At 31.5% G+C, this 20,264-nt stretch carries 16 protein-coding genes; 1 reads left to right on the top strand and 15 read right to left on the bottom strand.

Annotated elements, in window-relative coordinates:
• Positions 1–124 precede the first annotated feature (124 nt).
• Positions 125–1,063, top strand: a complete 939-nt coding sequence (locus CLMAG_RS23915; protein WP_066628581.1) for a dipeptidase — start codon at positions 125–127, stop codon at positions 1,061–1,063.
• A 33-nt stretch (positions 1,064–1,096) separates the two neighbouring features.
• Here the strand turns inward: CLMAG_RS23915 and CLMAG_RS23910 are convergent, their stop codons facing one another.
• The 15 genes from CLMAG_RS23910 to CLMAG_RS23845 form a co-directional block, all read right to left on the bottom strand.
• Positions 1,097–2,968: a sigma-54-dependent Fis family transcriptional regulator gene (locus CLMAG_RS23910; protein ID WP_066628579.1), complete on the bottom strand. Its 1,872-nt coding sequence runs from the start codon at positions 2,966–2,968 to the stop codon at positions 1,097–1,099.
• Between the two features lie 12 nt (positions 2,969–2,980).
• Entirely contained in the window at positions 2,981–3,574 is a 594-nt protein-coding gene (gene cobC, locus CLMAG_RS23905; RefSeq protein ID WP_066628577.1) for an alpha-ribazole phosphatase, read from the bottom strand.
• A complete protein-coding gene (locus CLMAG_RS23900; RefSeq protein WP_066628572.1) occupies positions 3,567–4,667 on the bottom strand; it encodes a DVU_1551 family NTP transferase in 1,101 nt (366 codons plus the stop codon). Before CLMAG_RS23900 ends, cobC begins: the two co-directional genes overlap by 8 nt.
• Entirely contained in the window at positions 4,667–5,713 is a 1,047-nt protein-coding gene (locus tag CLMAG_RS23895; RefSeq protein WP_066628569.1) for an XdhC family aldehyde oxidoreductase maturation factor, read from the bottom strand. The genes CLMAG_RS23900 and CLMAG_RS23895 overlap by 1 nt, the downstream gene beginning before the upstream one ends.
• Positions 5,714–5,843: 130 nt before the next feature.
• Positions 5,844–7,157, bottom strand: coding sequence for a DVU_1553 family AMP-dependent CoA ligase (locus tag CLMAG_RS23890; protein ID WP_066628566.1), 1,314 nt, complete (start codon positions 7,155–7,157; stop codon positions 5,844–5,846).
• An 82-nt stretch (positions 7,158–7,239) separates the two neighbouring features.
• Complete coding sequence (gene trsS, locus CLMAG_RS23885) at positions 7,240–8,595, bottom strand: radical SAM (seleno)protein TrsS (RefSeq protein WP_066628563.1); 1,356 nt, start codon at positions 8,593–8,595, stop codon at positions 7,240–7,242.
• A gap of 2 nt (positions 8,596–8,597) precedes the next feature.
• A complete protein-coding gene (locus CLMAG_RS23880) occupies positions 8,598–9,050 on the bottom strand; it encodes a DVU_1555 family C-GCAxxG-C-C protein (RefSeq protein WP_066628551.1) in 453 nt (150 codons plus the stop codon).
• Positions 9,043–9,777 carry a DVU_1556 family methyltransferase gene (trsM, locus tag CLMAG_RS23875; RefSeq protein ID WP_066628548.1) on the bottom strand — a complete coding sequence of 245 codons (735 nt, stop codon included), beginning with the start codon at positions 9,775–9,777 and terminating at the stop codon, positions 9,043–9,045. The genes CLMAG_RS23880 and trsM overlap by 8 nt, the downstream gene beginning before the upstream one ends.
• On the bottom strand, positions 9,777–9,983 hold the full coding sequence (locus CLMAG_RS23870; RefSeq protein WP_066628545.1) for a DVU_1557 family redox protein: 207 nt from the start codon (positions 9,981–9,983) through the stop codon (positions 9,777–9,779). The genes trsM and CLMAG_RS23870 overlap by 1 nt, the downstream gene beginning before the upstream one ends.
• Before the next feature lie 2 nt (positions 9,984–9,985).
• Complete coding sequence (locus CLMAG_RS23865; RefSeq protein WP_066628542.1) at positions 9,986–12,259, bottom strand: pyridine nucleotide-disulfide oxidoreductase/dicluster-binding protein; 2,274 nt, start codon at positions 12,257–12,259, stop codon at positions 9,986–9,988.
• Positions 12,260–12,588: 329 nt separating this feature from the next.
• A complete protein-coding gene (locus CLMAG_RS23860; protein WP_066628540.1) occupies positions 12,589–15,315 on the bottom strand; it encodes a molybdopterin-dependent aldehyde oxidoreductase in 2,727 nt (908 codons plus the stop codon).
• Positions 15,316–15,462: 147 nt separating this feature from the next.
• Positions 15,463–16,494, bottom strand: a complete 1,032-nt coding sequence (locus tag CLMAG_RS23855; RefSeq protein WP_066628538.1) for a molybdopterin-binding protein — start codon at positions 16,492–16,494, stop codon at positions 15,463–15,465.
• A 615-nt stretch (positions 16,495–17,109) separates the two neighbouring features.
• Positions 17,110–17,235 carry a hypothetical protein gene (locus CLMAG_RS34490; RefSeq protein WP_278331612.1) on the bottom strand — a complete coding sequence of 42 codons (126 nt, stop codon included), beginning with the start codon at positions 17,233–17,235 and terminating at the stop codon, positions 17,110–17,112.
• A 345-nt stretch (positions 17,236–17,580) separates the two neighbouring features.
• Positions 17,581–18,462: a YitT family protein gene (locus CLMAG_RS23850; RefSeq protein WP_242873124.1), complete on the bottom strand. Its 882-nt coding sequence runs from the start codon at positions 18,460–18,462 to the stop codon at positions 17,581–17,583.
• Between the two features lie 250 nt (positions 18,463–18,712).
• Complete coding sequence (locus tag CLMAG_RS23845) at positions 18,713–19,618, bottom strand: HD domain-containing protein (RefSeq protein ID WP_066628529.1); 906 nt, start codon at positions 19,616–19,618, stop codon at positions 18,713–18,715.
• Between the last annotated feature and the right edge of the window lie 646 nt (positions 19,619–20,264).

Genomic DNA, 20,264 nt, shown 5'->3' with positions numbered 1-20,264 from the left:
AACAATTAGCTATTACTGGTAATTTTATGATAACATAAATATAGATTAGAATTTCTCAATTATTATTATTTATTATTTTTATTATTATATTAATGAATATAAAATTTAACAGGAGGCCACTTTTATGAATTTTATTGATTTACATTGCGACACTATAGATATGCTCTTAAATAATCCAGGTAACTGGAACTTAGCCAAAAATAACTTAAGTGTAGATATAGAAAAAATGAAGAGAGGTAACTCTTTGGCACAATTTTTTGCTCTTTATATTAATCAAAAGAAAACTAAAAAACCTTTAGAAAAATGTTTACAAATGTTAGATAAGTTTTATTTAGAATTAGACAGGAATAATGATAGCATAGCTTTAGCTACTAACTATAAAGACCTAATAAAAAATAAGCAAAAAGATAAAATTTCAGCTTTTCTTGCTATAGAAGGCGGCGAAGCCATAAATGGAAGTTTATATAATTTAAGAAATTTTTACAGATTAGGTGTAAGGTTAATTACCTTAACTTGGAATTTCCCTAACGAAATAGGCTTTCCAAATTGCAGGAATGAATATGTATATAGAGGGTTAACTTCTTTTGGACACGAAGTAGTTATTGAAATGAATAATTTATCGATGCTTATAGATGTGTCCCATTTATCTGATAAAGGTTTTTATGATGTAGCTAGGCTATCCAAAAAACCCTTTATAGCATCACATTCAAATAGCCGTACCATAACTAATCATCCTAGAAATCTTACTGATGAAATGATTAAAATTCTATCACAAAAAGGTGGAGTTATAGGCATTAATTTTGAAAAGTCTTTTTTAGGAGAAAATGTACCTGCTAAAGTTTCAGACATGATAAATCATATAAAACATATTAAAAACACTGGGGGTGTTGATGTCATATCTATTGGTTCAGACTTTGACGGCATAGAACTACCTAGCGAGATAAAGAATATAGGCGAAATAGATAAACTATCATCTGAATTAAAGAAAAATAACTTTTCTGAAGAAGAAATTGAAAAAATATTTTATAAAAATGCCCTTAGAGTTATTAAGGATACCTTATAGAATAATGTAAGCATAGGGTTCCATTTTTGAACCCTATGTTTGTATTTCATATTTTTTAATCTTGCTATACAAAGTATTCCTTCTTATTCCTAATGCTTCTGCTGAATGACTAATATTTCCTTTAAATTTTCTTAACACTTTAGTAATATGTTCTTTTTCAGCATCATCTAACTTCAAAGATCCACCATTAATATTTACAAGAGTATTCTCTTTACAATCTTCTCCTCCAAAATAACCTTCTGGTACAGATTCCGTATTTATAATTAACTCAACAATATTTTCCAATTCCCTTATATTTCCAGGCCAACTATAGTTTATCATCTTTTTTAAGTATTCTTCTGGTATGATTAAGTCCTCTTTGTTAAGCCTCTTACCTATACTATAGAGAAAATACTTTACTAAAGGAAGTATATCTCCTTTTCTTTCTCGTAAAGGAGGTAGATATATAGGCAATACATTAAGTCTGTAGTACAGATCTTTTCTAAACCTTCCAAGCTCCACTTCTTTTTTTAAATCTCTGTTGGTGGCTGCTATAATTCTCACATCTACAGGTATGTACTTTGAACCGCCTACTCTTGTTATTACTCCTTCCTGTACAGCTCTTAGAAGTTTTGTCTGCATATCAAGAGGCATCTCTCCAATTTCATCTAACATTATAGTTCCTCCATGAGCTAACTCAAATTTCCCAAGATTGCCCCCTTTTTTTGCTCCTGTAAAGGCTCCTGACTCATATCCAAAAAGTTCCGATTCCATAAGTTCTTTTGGAATAGCACCGCAGTTTAATGCTACAAAAGGACCATCCATTCTGCAACTATAGTTATGGATTGATTGCGAAAATAACTCTTTTCCAGTACCACTCTCCCCCATTATAAGAATAGTGGATTTACTATCTGCAATCTTTTTAGCATATTGAATAACTTTTATAAAATTTTCATCTTCTCCAATTATTTTATCAAAGGTATAATATGCCTGACAGTTACTCTTTTTCTTTATTTTTTTTATCTCTTGAAACACATACACTATTTCGATAGTATTTTCTTCAGAATTATATATAGGGCTCCCAGTTAAATGACAGTGAAACTTATTCCTTAATGATAAAATATTTACTTCTTGAGAAACACTTCGCCCTAAATATATATCATTTTTTACCTTATCCCAATCTTCTATAAGCCCTTGCATCTCAGTGGTTTTAATCTCATTGTCACTACTCCCAAACATGTTTAATGCTTTTTTATTGTAAAATCTTATCTTACCATTTACATCAGAGGTTATAATAGAAACTGGAATGGAATTAAATACTGTTTTTTTATATTTTGCATTTATATTTTGTATTGTATTATATTGTTTTACTTTTAACATTTCTTCTATTGCATTTGAAGCTGCAATAACCATGCCTAATGTATGAGGATGCACACATTGAATATATCCAGTAAGATTGAGAACACCTATAAGATTTCCTTGGTTATCTTTTATTGGTGCAGCAGAGCAAGTCCATTTATGATAGGCCTTAATATAATGCTCCTTACCCGAAACTTGCACTGGGGCATTGGTTTTTATAACCACACTCATTGCATTAGTTCCTATATTTTCTTCATTCATAAATGCTCCTGCTATCATTTTCATAGAAAATGCCTCTGAAAGTATCTCTTCGTCTCCTATAGCATTTAGTATGCAACCCTCTCCATCTGTAAGCAGTACAAAAAAATTAAATCCCTTTACAAAATTAATTAACTTTTCCATATATGGAGTTGCTGTTAATATTAGATTCCTATTAGCTGTAACTCTTTGTTGCAACTCCGTATCATCTATTATTCTTTTACTGAAGACTTGCTGTGGCTTAATACTATGTATTTTACATCTTTCGTGAGACATTTCTATATCAGATTTAAAAATAGTTTTCAGCATAATATCAACCCCTTACATTATTTTTTTACACTGCAATTTTTTAAGTTCATCATTCCAGAAGATTTCATTTACACATCCATAATCTTGATTGATTTTAAACATATCATTAATTGAAATGGATAAAATGCTGCTTAATATGACTCTATTTACCCCTGCATGAGCAACTATAAGCACATTATCTTTGGTATTTTCTTTAATAGCCTCAAAGACAGGGATAACCCTTTTCCTTAGCTGCTCAAAACTTTCTCCACCGGGCGTTACGAAAGTAGCTATATTCTCTCCCCTATTCTTAAATTGCTCGGGAAAAAATCTCTTTATATAGCTAAAAGATTTTTTTTCCCACTGACCTAAATTTATCTCCATAAGTTCTCTCATTAAAATTCTTTCTACATTTCTATTTTCTAAAATTATATCTGCGGTTTGAACACATCTTATTAAAGGGCTTACATATGCTTTTTCAATATGTATATTTTGAAAAAATTTTTTAAGCTTTTGTGCCTGAACAATTCCTTCCTTACTCAAAGTTAAATCCGTAACGCCTATATAGCATTTTTCTTTCCCTGTATCTATTTTACCATGTCTGACTAAATAAATCTTTTTATTCATAATGTAAACTTTTCCCTAATATTTTTTCTACCTTTTCCATTATTTTTTTTGCCTCACTAAATCTTCTTATTATTTCACTTGAAGCTTGAGAATCATTATTTGATAAACAACTAGACATTCTACTTTCCAGTGATATAAACTTGTCCTCTTTTGTAAGTTTATCCGCTAAAAATAATATTTCATTTTCTGTTATATCTTCTTTTTCATCTACTTTTATGTCCATATGAGTAGCAACTATATCCCCTATATATCCATAACCGAGGCTAGCTAATATTTCTTGTCCTACTTTTGCATGATTTTTTGATTTTCTAGCTATATCATGTAGTAGCGCTGCTGCCTCCATTACATTTTCATTGAAATTATATCCATTTCTATTTAGCTCATTTAAAATACTTAGAGCCACCTGTGCGACTTTATTACAATGTTTTATTATATTATTAGACACCTTATATCCATTCAAAATACAATAACACTCTTCCCTATCCGGTGCACTTAGATTATTATATTTTAACAGCTTAATATAGTCTTCTTTGCAATCCATATCCATTATACTTGCCTTATCAAACACAGGAATACTTATAGAATCTTCTGCGAATTCATTAAGTATGTTTTTTAATCCTCCCACGCCAGAACCTTTGATTATTATATCTTTATACTTAATATCAATTAGAGGTGGATGACCTTTTTTACCATTAAAAATAGGATATACAATACCTTTATTACACTCTAGATATTTATCTTTTAAAATTTCTATAGTGTGTTTTTTAACAAGGGGAATATCTACTGGAAGAAGAAAAAATGCACTAACCTGCTCCCCCATACCCTCCAAAGCTTTTAATATAGACGAATACATGCCCTGTGAGAAATTTTCATTTTCAATACATTTAACTCCTGAATCTTTTAATAATTCTATTATTTCCTTTCCTCTATACCCAACTACAACTATAATATTATTAATTCCTGAAGCTTTAAAAGTATTAATAACTGTTTCTACTGCAGTATATTCTTGAAATTTTAAAAGTGGTTTAAAATCTCCCATTCTTGAAGAATATCCTGCAGACAATATTATAGCTGCAAAATTATTTTTCTTCATTATATAAGAGCCCTCCTAGTTTTAACCAACTCTGCTGCAATGCTTACAGCTATTTCTTCAGGAGTTTGTGCGGATATTGGAAGTCCTATTGGACAATGTACTTTTTCTAAATCCCTTACACTATAGCCTTCGTTCATAAGACATTCATAAACAAAATCTCTTTTTGTCTTGCTTCCTATCATACCTATGTATTTTGCGTCGGTTTTAAGCATTTGTGCTAATGCGTCTTTATCAAAGGCATGTCCTCTTGTTACTATTATAATATAACTTCTACAGTCTACTTTTATATAATTAAGCAAATTATCAAAACAAGGAATTACTTTTACTTCATCAGCATTTTTAAATCTCTCTCTATTTGAAAATTCCTCTCTATCATCTAAAACAACTGTCTTAAAGTCTAACATTTTAGTTATATCCACAATTTTTTGTGCTACATGTCCAGCACCTAATATATATACAGTTTCATGGTTAAAGATAGGTTCTATCAAATATTCCTCTCCATCTTTATTTACTTTTTCAAAGGCTGTATTTTTAAAATTCTCTCTTATTTTTCCAAAAATGGACTGAACCGTATCATTCTCTTCTCCAAAAAAGCCTATTTCTGTACAGATCCATTTATCTATTCCCTTTATAGCTTTTCCTTCTTCAGGTATTTTTGTTACAAACGTAAAGTTAATACCTTTTCTTTTAATTTCTGACGCTTTTCTGTATATTTCCAACATTTTATTGTCATTAAAATCTATATATTCTAAAAGTAATTTGACCTCTCCTCCGCAGGCCGCACCTAACGCTGATGCTCCCTCATTAGTAAGCGAAAAATCTCTGACTATAGAATTTCCACTTTGAAAAACCTTTGATGCTAACTTTATAGCCATAGCTTCAAATATGCCTCCACCTATAGTTCCTATAATTGAAAAGTCCTTTTCTATAATCATCTTTGTACCTTGCTCTCTTGGTGCTGACCCAAACTTTTCTAATATGGTAGCTAATACAAAGCTTTCTTTTCTATCTAGAAATTCATAGATTATTTCATATAAATCCTTCATATATTAACCCTTCTTTCTATATTCATGAAGTGAAACTGAAATCAAATGAGATTTCAAGACTAACTGATTTCTAGTTAAATGAATCTAGAAACGTGGTGCTACTTATTCCACCTCTTGTGAAGCTGTAGAATTATTGGCCGTTAGTTACTAGACATATTTTTCTTTTTACCATACTGTTAGTTATTTGAATATTTTCCTTTGAGTGTTCTAGTATAATTTTCATAATTCCCTTATTCATTCCCTCTTTTAATGAGGATATATTTCTAATACCATCTATTATCTTCTTATATATACTATAAAACTGATCTTCATTTAATGTAAATAATTTTATTAATAACACATTTTTATCTTTTATATAAACTTTGTAATTTATAACTTCTGGAAAAGAAAAAATAACCTCATCTAAATCTCTCATATGAATAATTATATTATCATCTAATATGATTGAGTTTTCTAATCTTCCACTTACTCTATTCATTGTTTTAAAAAAAGTACCACAACTGCAGGATTTTGAACTAAAAGAAGCTATATCTCCAGTTCTATATCTTATTAAAGGCATTCCTTCTCTTGTAAGTGTTGTAAATACAACTTCACCCTGCTGTCCATCTTCTACCCTTTTCCCTGTTATTGGATCTATTATCTCAAAGTACAAATCAGCATCTCTCATATGATAACCACTCAAGGCTTCGCATTCTACGCCTCCACCATAACCCATTTCAGTCATGCCATAGTGGGTGAAAACCTGACATCCAAATTTATCCGTAATTTCTTTTATTAAGGTTTCTGGCACATAATCTGTACTTAAGAGAACCCTTTTTATATTATTTTTGAATATTGTACTCTCTACTCTGCTTAAATGAAGCAGCTGGATAGGAATTCCTACAATACAACTTATTTCTTTATCCTGTATTAAATTTGCAGTATCTTTTGTATTGGTAAGAACTCCTTGCACATAACATTCTATATCTACTTCTTTTAAAGCTTTTTTTAGCAAATCCCCAATACTTCCGTAGGATTCCCCTGGCAAAAGCACTAATACCTTATCACCTTTATCTACTAAACAGCTCATACCATGCTTGAAAAAGTCAATGGTTAGCTGTAAATCTTTCTCTGTAAAAAATATTCTTTTTTCCTGACCACTTGTGCCAGAGCTTCTTAAGGTCACCACCCTGGCAATATCTTTCTGGGATACACATAAAAAACTAAGGGGACTATTCCTTATATGATGAGGTAATGTAAATGGTATTTTTTCAAAGTCCTCCAAAGAGTTTATACTACTTTCGTAATTATCCCCTAATAGTTCCTTATAAAAATTACTATACTTTTTAGCATATTCTATAACTTCTTTTATTTTATTTAATTGATATTTCTCTATCTCTTTTATATCTCTTTTTTCTATACCAGTTTTATCTAATATCCATTTCTCAATAGGTGTCAGTTTCATTTTATAATTCCCCTTATCATACAATAAGAATCCCTAACTTTAACTTATATTAATAAAAATGCAACTCAAACTAAATTTCCCTTTAATTATAGCAATTTCTATAAATATAATTTCCTTTTGCATCTGTAATATTATAAGCACAAAAAGGTATAAGTTTTCCCTCAGTGCTCACTACATGAATACAGCAATCCTTAACTCTTTCTAAATCTACATTCCATACATCCTGAAAAGCCATACCAGAAATACTAAAGGAATAATTTTTTATACTATATAATATTTCGTCCCAATTCATCACTTTTTTAGACCTTAGTTTGCCATCAAAGTTATCTAATTTTCTAGCAGACCAATTTTTTGAAACAAATTCCTTTGCTTTTTTAGCTCCTTCTTCTGCCTTTTCAATTTTTCCGCAGCAACTATTTGACTTGTTAGTAATACTTATTAGTTCATCCTTGCTTTTATATATATAGTTACCATGGAAAGAGCATAAAGCATTTTCACAACCAGGTGGTTTCATACTATATATTTTGAATTTTCCACTAGTTTGCTCTTGTATGTTATCCATAACCTCAGGAAGTGTAATTCTCTCCTCATCCTTAGGAATCGCCGGAATTCTTCCGAAATAACTTACTGGTTGAAAGTGAACGCCTCTTACTGTGCTTATATTGTCCAGTGCAAAATCTATTATTTTCCCTATGTTATCTACGTTTATCCCTGGTACTAAAGTTGGAACTAATACTACACCTATTCCCGCTTTATTACAGTTCTCTACTGCTTTTATTTTTAATTCCAACAGTTCTCTTCCCCTTAGCTTTTTATATATGTAATCCTTTGTACCATCAAACTGTAAAAAAATCGAATCTAAGCCTGCTGCTTTAAGTTCTTTAGCATACTCTGCATCCTGTCCTATACGTATTCCATTTGTATTTACTTGTATAAAACCAAACCCTAATTCTTTTCCTAAGCTTATTATTTGAGGCAAATCATCTCTAACTGTAGGTTCTCCACCAGATAACTGAATATTACATTTCCCAGATTGCTTTAGAACTTCTTCATATAAAAACTTTATTTTCTCTACAGAAGGATCTCCTTCATTAGTGGCAGAAGAATCAGCAAAACAAAAGCTACACTTTAAATTACATCTTTGTGTAACTTCTATTAGTGCTGTACAGGTATGCTGCCTATGCTCACTACAGAGCCCACAGTCAAAAGGACAGCCTTTTTCAACAGAAGTGCCAGGATTTTTTATATGAGCTCTTTCTTTATTTCTGACCCAACTCTCCATAGGAGTATTTCCACTCCATATAATAGTCTTAAATTGTCCATGCTCTGGACAATACTTTTCCATATATACTTTGTTATCTTCTAAAATTTTTTCAGCATCAATTTTTTTCATGCAGTAGGGACATAGACTCTCAGTTTTAGAAATTACTTTTTTCATAACTAATCTCGGTCCCCGTACTCATATCCATTTTTGAATAATATCTCTTGTATTTTTTCATAACTCTTTTGTATTATGTCCCCACATTTTACTGGATAGGTTATATTTCCTGCATCATCACTTATGCTTTGAATTCCTATTATGTCCCCACATTCTGTACTTTCAAACTCTTCCTCAAACCAATCCATATATTCCTTCATCATGGCATTATAGTTTTCCTTATAAAGCTCTCTTGCCTCTCCCTTGCCAGCATAAAGTCCTAAAATTGCTATTCCTCCAGTAAGAACTCCACAGGTTTTTTTAGTATAACCTATACCTGCACATAATCCATTCACAGCTCTAATCAAATCTATATTTTCTTTTTCCTCGTCCTCTAAAGCCAGCTTTAACATTATTTGGGTACAGCAAAATCCCGCTGAAGCTAATTTAAATATACGAAAAGCTGTATCATTCAAAGTTTCCATCCCCTTTCCTAGCTATCATAATAAAATATCCTGGTTTACATAACTTAAGTATCTTATGAAATTCTTGCCCATCCAAGGAGCATTCAGTAGTCTTATTCCAAAATACACTCATAGAACCATAAGAAAATATTACCTTAACCATAAGTTCCTTTAACATATCACTGCAATCCTCTAAAAACATTATCTTAAACCCGCCTTTTACTAAGGACTCTTGTAATAATTCTAAATTATGAAGTCCTCGCATACAACTATTAACGGAAAGTGCATTGAGCTTATTTGTAAATTGAGGATTTTTAGCATATACATCTGTAATAACAAACCAACCATCTTTTTTTAGAACTCTAGATACTTCTTCAATAACTAAATTGGCATCATCCATAAGAGACATCGTGCACTCTGCAAAGACTCCATTAAAACTTTCATCTGGAAAAGGGATTTGTTCCCCCTTTCCTTTAACTAAATTTATATTCTTATATTTACTAACGCCAATATCTATTAATTTTTCAGATGGATCTACTCCTACAGCTTTTATTCCATGCTTTTCATGAAGATAATTAACCGTGGCCCCCATACCACTGCCTAAATCCATTATAAAATCCTTAGAAGAAAATTTACAGAATTCAACAGCTTTATCCGTTAAAATAAATTTTCCAGGTCTTAAAGTTATTCCTGTAACATCTCGCATGTGTTTACTTTCGTAAGCATTACAGCACTTCATTATTTATCCTCCAGACTTTTTTCTACCTCAAGCATTTTTCCTAGTGCTAAATCTTCATCTATTAATACCATTTTACACTGAGGACACTGCATAAGCTCTACCTCAAATGTTCCTCCAAGATAAACAACCTTTGTGAGCTTAACCTGTAGCTCCTTATTACATTTATCGCAAATCCAAGGAGTTTTTTCATCTTTAACGACTCTCATAACTATCCCTCCACTACTTCCATTCTGTGGCTATAAACACTATGGACAATTAATTCATCATCCTTTTCCTCATATTCTACCCAATAGGTTACATTAATAATTTTCATCCTTGTTAAATAGTGTGAGTTCTCTGGATTGCGAAATCTTTGTTTATTTTTCTGAGCATTAAAAAGAGCCTTTTCTAAATCTTCTTGAAGAATTAATCTTTCTTCCATTTTATTTTGTACACTATCAGATATAATTAATTTTAAACCATAATCTGTTTTCAAATCTTTCATTTCTTCACTCCACAAATCCTTTAATAAATTAATTTTAACATGAGTTCTATTTTCATGTCTTTTCGATAAAGTAGGAGCCTTTCTTAAAGCTACTTCTTCTAAATTTTCACTATAGATTAAATCTAAAATGTGAAAAGTCTTCTTTCCTTCAGATATAAACAAATCTTTACACATTGAGCAGTAAACTAAGTAATCAGAACTGCTTTCCTGTACCCTATCTTTTATAAATTCCTGAGATTGCTCCCTATTAGCAAAATACACAAGTCCACCGTAACCACAACATTTAGTTTTTTCTTTTGTAAATTTAAGTTCTTCTATTTTATATCCTAACTTAACTGCTATATTTCTTATACTTTCATGAATCTTATCATTATATCTAGTGGTACAAGCATCGTGTACGTTTAAAATATTGTTTTCTTTTATTTTATTGTCACCAGGAAGATCATATTTATCCATTACTTCCCATAGGGAAATGAAATTTATACCTGGCATATATTTTTCAAATATACTACAGCAGCTGGAACAAGCTAAAATAAAGGTTGGCTTATCCATGCTATTCCATTTACTTATTATATCTTCTATATTTTTTTGCATCAAGTCCTGTCTTCCTGCCCAATCTGCTGGTGCACCACAGCAACCTAACATTATTCCAACTCCACCTTCAATATTCTCCATAAGATCTTTGTATATTTTACCAATATATTCAGGAGAAGAGGCTGGCAGCTGACATCCTGGATAAAACACATATTTAACTTTCTCATATCCTGGCTGATTTTTTACCATAGAAAAATATTTACCATTACTGAATTCCATATCTTTCAATGCAAAATCATGGGCAGATATAGGCATCTTTTCCCTTTCTACCATGCTTTCACGAGTTTCGTGTATTATATCACTCATATTTAAACTAGAAGGACAAACTTCCCCACAAAGTCCGCAGTTAGTACAAGAGTTAATCATTTTATTTCCGTAGTGATCACCTAATATTACAGATTCATTATGATTTATCACCCTTATATATCTTTTAGGCTTAATATCAAATTTTTTTAAATGAGCACAGGCCTTTACACACTCCGTACATTGACATTTTATGCATCTAGTTGCCTCTTTAATTGCTTCCTGTTCATTATATTCTAAAGAAGCTTTTTTAATTGCTTCTATACTTTCTATATTATCTAATTTAAGTTTCAAAGGTGTTTCATAAGCTCCTTCATTTTCCCTTGCTGCTGTAAGAGAAACTTTTTGAAGATACCTATCAATAGATACCACGGCTCTTCTTCCTGAGCTTACAGAAAATATAACTGAATTGTTCTTATTAACAATTCTTCCACCTGCAAATAGTGCAGTATCTCCTACCTGAAAAGTTTCAGTATTTACCTTTAATTCTTCTTCCCAACTACCAGTCCCTATAAAAACTGCATCATACATACCTAATATTTTCTCTAATTCTACTAAATCCACGGGATGATTTAAATTTTTTTTTATATTTCCTTTATTTATTACCTGTAGTTCTTCTTCTATGAGTTCCTTTGAAAGCTGCTTTCCTTCAAAATCCCATAGCCTTCCTCCTACTTTTTCACTTTTTTCATAGATAGTCACTTCATAACCCTTTTTATCCAAGTCATAAGCAGCTGTAATACCACTTATTCCAGCACCTACTACCGCAACTTTTTTTCCATTTTTAGGAATAGGAATAGTCCTCTTATTGGAAGAAAAGCCTAGTTTAACTACAGCCTTTTCTAGTTCATGTATATTTACAGCTCCTCCTAATTTATTTCTTACACAGGCATTTTCACAAGGATGATCACATATTCTGCCTATTATCCTCATAAAAGGCATTTTTTTAGCCATAACTTTATAGGCTTTTTTAAAATCTGATTTTTCTATTTCTTCAATAAAAGTTTTTATATCCATGTGTATAGGGCAAGCCGCTATGCAGGCTGAAGGTTTATCTTCAATACATAAATCCTGCTTACTTAATAATTTATTTAAATCCATATAATCTCTCCTCCGTCAAATAAAGAATCCAATTAATAAATTATTTATTAATCTGCCCACATTTTTTTATTTATCCTATTACTATCCGCTCTAATACTCCCATCTTCTCAAAACGTGAGTAAAGATCAGCTAGATCTCTAGATTCATTCAACTAAGAATCAGATAGGGTTGTAAACCCAACCTGATTCAAGTTTCACTTCATAATTCTCTATGGAATAAAAAGGAACCAGAAATTTTAGATGATACTCCACAATTATAAAAATTGCTTATTTCTGATTCCTTTAGGAAGATAATTTAAACTAATTTACAATTTACTATTTTTACTACTATTATTTTAATGCTTGAATTGCTGCTAAAACTTTTTCTGGACGTGCAGGTAAGTGTGTTATTTGCGCTCCAGTAGCATCATAAATTGCATTAATTATTGAAGCATGAGGTGCTGATAATGGCATTTCACCGTTACCTGAAGCACCATAAGGACCGTTTGGTCTTGCAGTTTCTTGGTAAATTATTTCTATATCATCAGGTACATCTTTAATTTGTGGTATTCCACAACCTGTAAGTGTAGTGTGTTTCTTTAAGTCTTCAAAATCTTCGCTTAAAGCGAGTCCTATACCTTGAACTAATCCACCATATATTTGTCCATCACATAGTAATTTGTTTACTATAGTTCCTATATCAGCTGCTATAGTTAATTTTTCTACTTTAACTTTTCCTGTAGTAGTATCAACTTCTACTTCTGAAAGTAGAACACCATACATATAAGTTGGGAATGGATTTCCTTGACCAGTTGCTGGATCAGGAGCTGTACAAGGTGCTGTCCATGAACCAGGGTATTTTAATTCTTTACCTGCAGCTACCATTTCATCATAAGTCATGTAAGTACCATCAGCTTTTTTCATAGCTGCTAATAAGTTTTCACAAGCCACTCTAGTAGCATTTCCTGTTAAAACGTTAGAACGGCTTCCACCTGAAGGACCACTGTCTGGAGTAAATTCCATATCATTCATAATTAATTTAATTTGTTCTGGAGTTATTTTTATTGGTTTTAGAGTTTCATGAGCTATAGTTAAAGTTCCCATGTCAGCTCCTTGACCATGATCTTGCCAAGAGTTTCCTATAGTAACTCCTGTTGCAGTTAACTCTGCCCATGCATGTGAAGTATCTGGACCATCAAGACCACAACCATAAATTAATAAGGAAGTTCCTACTCCATATTTCATATTTCCGCCCTTAGCATTTTTCTCTGCAGCAGTTGCTTTAGCAGCCTTATACTTTGGCATTATTTTTTCAATCAGACCTGGTAAACAGATTACATCTGGATCACAACCAGTAGGAGTCTTATCTCCTTCTCTATAAACGTTCTTGTATCTTAGTTCAAGAGGATCTACACCCATTTTCTTAGCTAATTTATCTACTAAAACTTCTGAAGCAAATAAACTTTGTGGTGAACCGTATCCTCTGAATGCTGAACCCCAAGCGTGGTTTGTAGCAACAGTTCTTCCAGCTCCTCTTATATTTGCAATGCCATATCCTGCTCCCATGAATTGTGAACCTCTAGTAGTTACAAGGTCACCAAATTCACAATATGGACCATGGTCACATGACCAATCTGTTTCTAATGCTTGGAATTTACCATTCTTATCAGCACCTAATTTAAGATGCATAAAGAAAGGTGATCTCTTTCCAGTGTAAGTTATTTGTTGGAACATGTTGAATTCTAAGTATACAACTTTCTTTGTTACTAATGCAGCTACTCCTAGAAGGCCTTCCATAGTTGGACTGAATTTATATCCGAAAGTACCTCCAGTAGGATTTTGAACTATCTTTAAGTCATCTAATTTAACACCGATACCATCTGCTACCATTGCAGCGTGAAGGTGTAAACCTATACTCTTTGAATGTACAATTAATTTTCCATCTTCATTAATATATGCAAATCCAACGTCTGGTTCTAGTGGAAGGTGTGGTTGTCTTCCTACATATGAATCATCTTCAACTACATATTCTAATGTATCCATTAAAGGTTTTGTATCTTCACCTTTTATAGTACCACATTCAAAATAAATATTTGGTGTTCCAGGGTGAATTTCCATTGCATCTTCAGCCATAGCTGCTGGCGCGCTCATATATTCTGGAAGTTGTTCTATTTCAACTTTTACTTTTTCTACTGCTGCTTCTGCGTGCTCTGGTGTATCTGCAAGTACCATAGCTATTGCATCACCAAATTGGAAAATCTTTTTATCACATAATATAGGTCTTTCTAATCCATCACCTTTATTTGAAGGGAAAGCCAATCCATTTATTCTATTTGTACCAGGTACATCTTTATATGTTAAAACTCTGTAAACTCCAGGCATTTTTTCTGCTTCTGCAGTATCTATGGATAATATGTTTGCATGAGATACTTTAGCTTGTACTAGTTTCATGTGTAACATATCGTATGGAAGTCTTAATCCTAAGTCTGCTCCAAAGTCCCAAGTTCCTGTTACTTTTCTAATAGCAGTAGGACGTACAGCATCTGAACCTAATAAACTTGCTCCCTCTGGAAGTTTGTACCATATATCTTCTTTTGTTACTTCTCCACGCATTAATTTTGCTGCTAGCATAGCTGCATCAACTAATGGCTTATATCCTGTACATCTACATAAATTTCTATTTTTTTGGAACCAAGCTCTAACCTCTTCTCTTGTTGGATTTATGTTCTCATCTAGTAATGCTTTAGTTGAAACTATGAATCCTGGAGTACAGAATCCACATTGTGCTGCACCAACTGCTGCCCATGCTAATTGTATTGGATGAAGGTTGTTAACGCCTCCAATTCCTTCTACTGTTGTAATTTGTGCATAATCAGGAACTCTCTTAAGTCTAGTTATACAAGATCTTACAACCTTGCCATCTAAAATTACTGTACAAGTACCACATTCCCCTTTTCCGCATCCTACTTTAGTACCAGTAAGAAGCAAGTTTTTTCTTAAAACAGTTGCTAAAGATGTTTCTGGGTCTGCTACAACCATTTTTTCAATCCCATTAACAATTAAATACTTTTTAATCATATTCATATTCCCCCTTTATTTTAGATGTTTTTTATATAAATAACTCGTTTCTTCCCTAAATTTTAAGGTAAATCATTGACTTTTAAACTCAAAATTTCCAATTAAAACAAAAGAATGAAACAAGATATTATCATAATTAGTAAATTTTTAATACAATCCACCTTTACCAAAACCGCAGTTTGGATATCTGCAAGTTTCACACCCAGTACATAATCCACCATGTCCTAACTTCACAATATCTTGCTTTGTTACTATTTCTCCAGCCACAAGTCTTGGAACTACTAAATCAAAAATTGTTCTGTCATTATACATAACACATCCTGGCAGTCCTAAAACTGGTATATTATCTATATATGAAAGTAAAAACATAGCGCCTGGTAGAGTAGGTGCTCCATAGGAAATAATATTTGCTCCAGATTTTCTTATACCTGTAGGGGTTACATCATCAGGATCTACAGACATCCCCCCAGTAGTAGTAATTATATCTGCACCTTCATCTATAAGTGTTTTTATAGATTCTGCAATCATATCAGCATCATCTTTTGAAAATATTTGTTTTATTACACTACAGCCTAACTCTTTAAATTTTTTTTCAATAACTGGTCCAAATTTATCCTCAATTCTTTTATAGAAAACTTCATTTCCTGTAGTTACAATACCTATTTTTAACTTTTTTAAAGGCTTAACCTCTATTATAGGATAATTAATTTTGCATATCTCTTCTACAACCTTTACTTTTTCCTCATCTATAACTAATGGTATTATTCTAGTACCCGCAATTTTAGTATTTTCATTTATAAATTGATTTGTATGAAGAGTAGCAAACATAGCTTCATCAATACTATTTATTTCAGCCAAGGCTTTAAAATTTACTTTTAGTAATCCTGGATACTTTGAAGATAGACTAACCTTTCCTTCTGATGGCCCAGAGAATTCTATCCCCTGACCTGCCGCAGCTTTAGCCATTCTAATAGCTGCCTCATTTTCATGTACGTCTCCTGCTTTAAATTCCATGATATAAATATGTTCTTTCCCCATATTAAGAAGTCTTGGTATATCTTCTTTTTTTATAACATGTCCTTTTTTAAAAGCAGCCCCACTAGATTTTCCGGGAACGATTTCAGTCATATCATGTGCCAGAATCATTCCAACTGCATCTTCTACAGGTAAAATTTTCATTCTTCTCATCCTCTCTACATCACAGGTTTTTTTGTTTATATTTTATATTATTATATAATTAGCAAAAAACATGCCATTAATAAGAATATAGAATTTTCAATATTCTTATTTAATGACATGTTATTTTGTGCTCATTTTTTATACATTTTACTGAAAAACCTCCGTTCATTTTTTGAGCACTGTCTATTTTTTGAACATTTACTTTATAAACAATGAAATTTTTAATTAAATTCGAACAGTATATATTAAAAAAAACAAAAATTTTATAGATAGTTTAAAACATTATATACTATTTTATTAATTGTGTATGTCATATATTTCTCGAAAATAATGTCGAAAAAAATGCCGAAATAAAAAAGGAATCAGATATCTTGGGATGATACAATACAATACAATTATAAAAATTGCTTGTTTCTGATTCCTTTAGGGAGACAATTTGAATTTCCTTGACCATCTTTTGGATCAGGCGCATTACAAAGTGCTGTCAATAATTCACCATGTATATTTCCTATGTATGAAAGTAAAAACATAGTTCCTAATAGAGTAGGTGCACCATAAGAAACGATATTGGCTCCAGATTTATCTTCAATTCTTTCATAAAAAACTTCATTTCCTTTAGTTACAATACCTACTTTTAACTTTCTTAAAGGCAGCCCCCTTAGATTTTCCTGGAACGATTTCAGTCATATCATGTGCTAATATCATTCCAACTGCATCTTCTACAAGCAAAATTTTCATCATTCTCATCCTCCTACATGGGAGGTTTTTTGATTATATTTTATATTATTATACAATTAGCAAAAAACATGCCATTAATAAGAATATAGAATTTTCTAGATTCTTATTTAGTGAAAATTATTTTTTGCTCATTTTTCGTACAAATTCTCAAAAAAACTCCGGTCATTTTTAGAACATTGTGTTTTCTTAGAACACTTATTTTATAAACACTGATAAGTTAAACTAAAATTGAATATTATTTATAAAAAAACTACAATAATTATATGTTGCTTGACTAATTGCATATGTTCTATATCACCTCAAAAAATGTCGAATAAAAGAGGGCTGTTTTCGCCCCTCTTTCTTGCATCATTTAACTTCTCTATTCAAGTTAAAACCTTGTCCCAAAACTTCATGGGTATCACTAATTATTATAAATGCACTATGATCTATATTCTTTACTAAATCTTTAAACCTGTTAACTTCGGATTTGTCCATAACTACCATTAAAATTGTACGTTCTTCTTCAGTATAGCCTCCAAACCCAGACAGCTTTGTAACTCCTCTATCTAAATTCTTTATAATATACTCTTTTATAATTTCTGATTTATTTGATACCACAAAGGCAACCTTTGATCCGCTGAAACCTAATTGTACCAGATCAATAGCCTTAGTAGTTATAAATAAAGATATAATTGCATATAAAGCTTTTTCTCCATCAAATACGAAGGCAGCGGCAATAATTGCAGAAGCGTCTATTAATCCTTGAGAATTGCCAAGACTTATTCCTGCATATTTATTAATAATACTAGCTATAATTGAAGTCCCTCCTGTAGAACCATCGCTTTTAAAAACCAACCCAAGTCCTATCCCTGCTAGCAATCCACCATATATAGAGCCTAATAAAGGATTTAAAGTAACTGCATGCAAATCTCTTGTAAAGAATATAAGTAAAGGTAAAACAAGAGAACCAAAAGCAGTTCTTAATGTATATTTTTTTCCCAATAAAAATAGGCCTACAAAAAACAATGCAATATTTCCACCCCATTGGGTAATAGCAGGCTCTATATTAAATAACTCCTTTACAATTAGAGATATTCCCACCATTCCACCAGAAGCTATTTGATTAGGTTTCAGAAATACGTTAAATCCTACAGCAGTTATTAAACATCCAGTTATTAGCTGTAAATATTGGATTACATAATAGTATTTGGTGTTTTTGCTACTAAATATCTTTTTTTCAATCATCATAACCTCTCCTTCTTCTATTAATCTAGCCTCCAAAATTCACTTTAGTATAACAAAAAGCCTAAAATAAAGCAAATAATTGTTGTAATATGCCTGTATTTGATAATAGATGCTATTGCAATCAATTAAAATTTGATGAAATAAATAATTATTTATTTCACTAAAGTATCTTTTATTTATAATACGGAAAATAAAAGCCTATAACCTGTTTTCTGAGTTATAGACTTTTATCTTTATTATCTCTCACACATTACTAAATATATATTTTTCCCTCAATCCTTCTATCATAATCGGACCACGTGTTAGGTTCAGCACCTTTTTTGATCTGAGTTATTTTATTCAAAAATGCATCTGCTTGATCTGCTAAATTTACAATATGCGCTTCTTCTGTATTAGGTTTCTTTGGTGAACCATATTCAAGCTTGCCATGATGTTGAACTATGCATCCCTTTATCCTTGCTTTGAAATCTTCATTATATAAATCCGATTGAGCTTTGAAAGCTTCATCTACCATTTGTACACCTATTACAATATGCCCCTCCATCTCACCCTCTAATGTAAAAGAAAAGGGTCCATCTACAAAGTATTCTACAGTTTTCCCTATATCATGCAACTTAGCAGCAAGTATAGCTATTTCTTTATTCCTTGCATTGTATCTATAGGCTAACATTTTTGCAATATACATGACGTTTAAAGTATGTTCTGCTAGGCCACCTATATAGTTATGATGCTGACTTACTCCACCTATGCCTTTTTTAAATTTATCTAAGAATTCTTTATTATTAAAGAAATAATCATTCAATGCTATAGCTTCTTTGCTTTTAAATTCAGCTTGAGACATTTCATCCAGTTCTTTCATAATATCCTCTATTTTTTTCTCCACATGTGGAAGGAAATCATCCATAGAAAAACTTTTTACTTTTTCAAATCTTTTAATTTCAAGTATATTTGATGGAGCTGTCTTTACTTTTAACACATCACCTACTTTAAGTACGTTTTCTGGATCTTCTATAGATGTCTTCAAATCCCCACTTTTATCTCCTATTATGGCCACAGTTTTTATGCCATCACGATAAAGTTTTTTCATTATCATAAAGGTTAAATCTATCTTGTCAAAGGACTTCAGTTCTTTGACATCTTTAATATATATATCCTTCAAAATAAATTCTCCTTTCTCTAAAATCCTTATACCATCTTTCGTTTATTAAAAAATTACTTCCCCTAATGTACAGTTCAATTTACCTCAGGACTATCCATTATAATACTCTCATCTGATTTAACTTCTTACTTTACTATTGATTATGTCCATTTTACAACATAACTATTATTAATATTTAATATTTTAAGTTTCAAATTAAACTTCATATCCCTAAATTAGGAACTGATTTAAAGATTTTCTTCAAATATTATTATTCACTTGTGGAAGATTAAATAATATAGTAAATATAAAAATAAAGTTTCCTGATATAAGTATAGGAGGTTTCAATATGAATATTTCATTTGATGAAAATACAAAAAAAGCTTTGTTAGAAAGCTTAGAAAAACAAAACAAATCTTCAGTTAGACTTAACATTAAAGGCATTGGTTGAGGAGGTCCACTACTTGGTGCTGCTCTGGATGAGCCACAGGCTGATGACGAAGTTTTTACTGTAGACAATGTAAGATTTGCAGTAGAACCAGATATATCTCATTTATTTGATGGTTTTAAAATAGTCTATAAAAAAGGAATTTTCGGCAATGGTTTTAATGTTATACCTAAAGATGGTAATAGAGGCTGTTAACACATGTAAAAATAGCGTAGACAC

Source organism: Clostridium magnum DSM 2767 (assembly GCF_001623875.1).
Classification (GTDB): Bacteria; Bacillota; Clostridia; order Clostridiales; family Clostridiaceae; genus Clostridium_AM; species Clostridium_AM magnum.
Note: the sequence above shows the minus strand (reverse complement) of the source record. Positions and strands in the feature narration are given on the sequence as shown.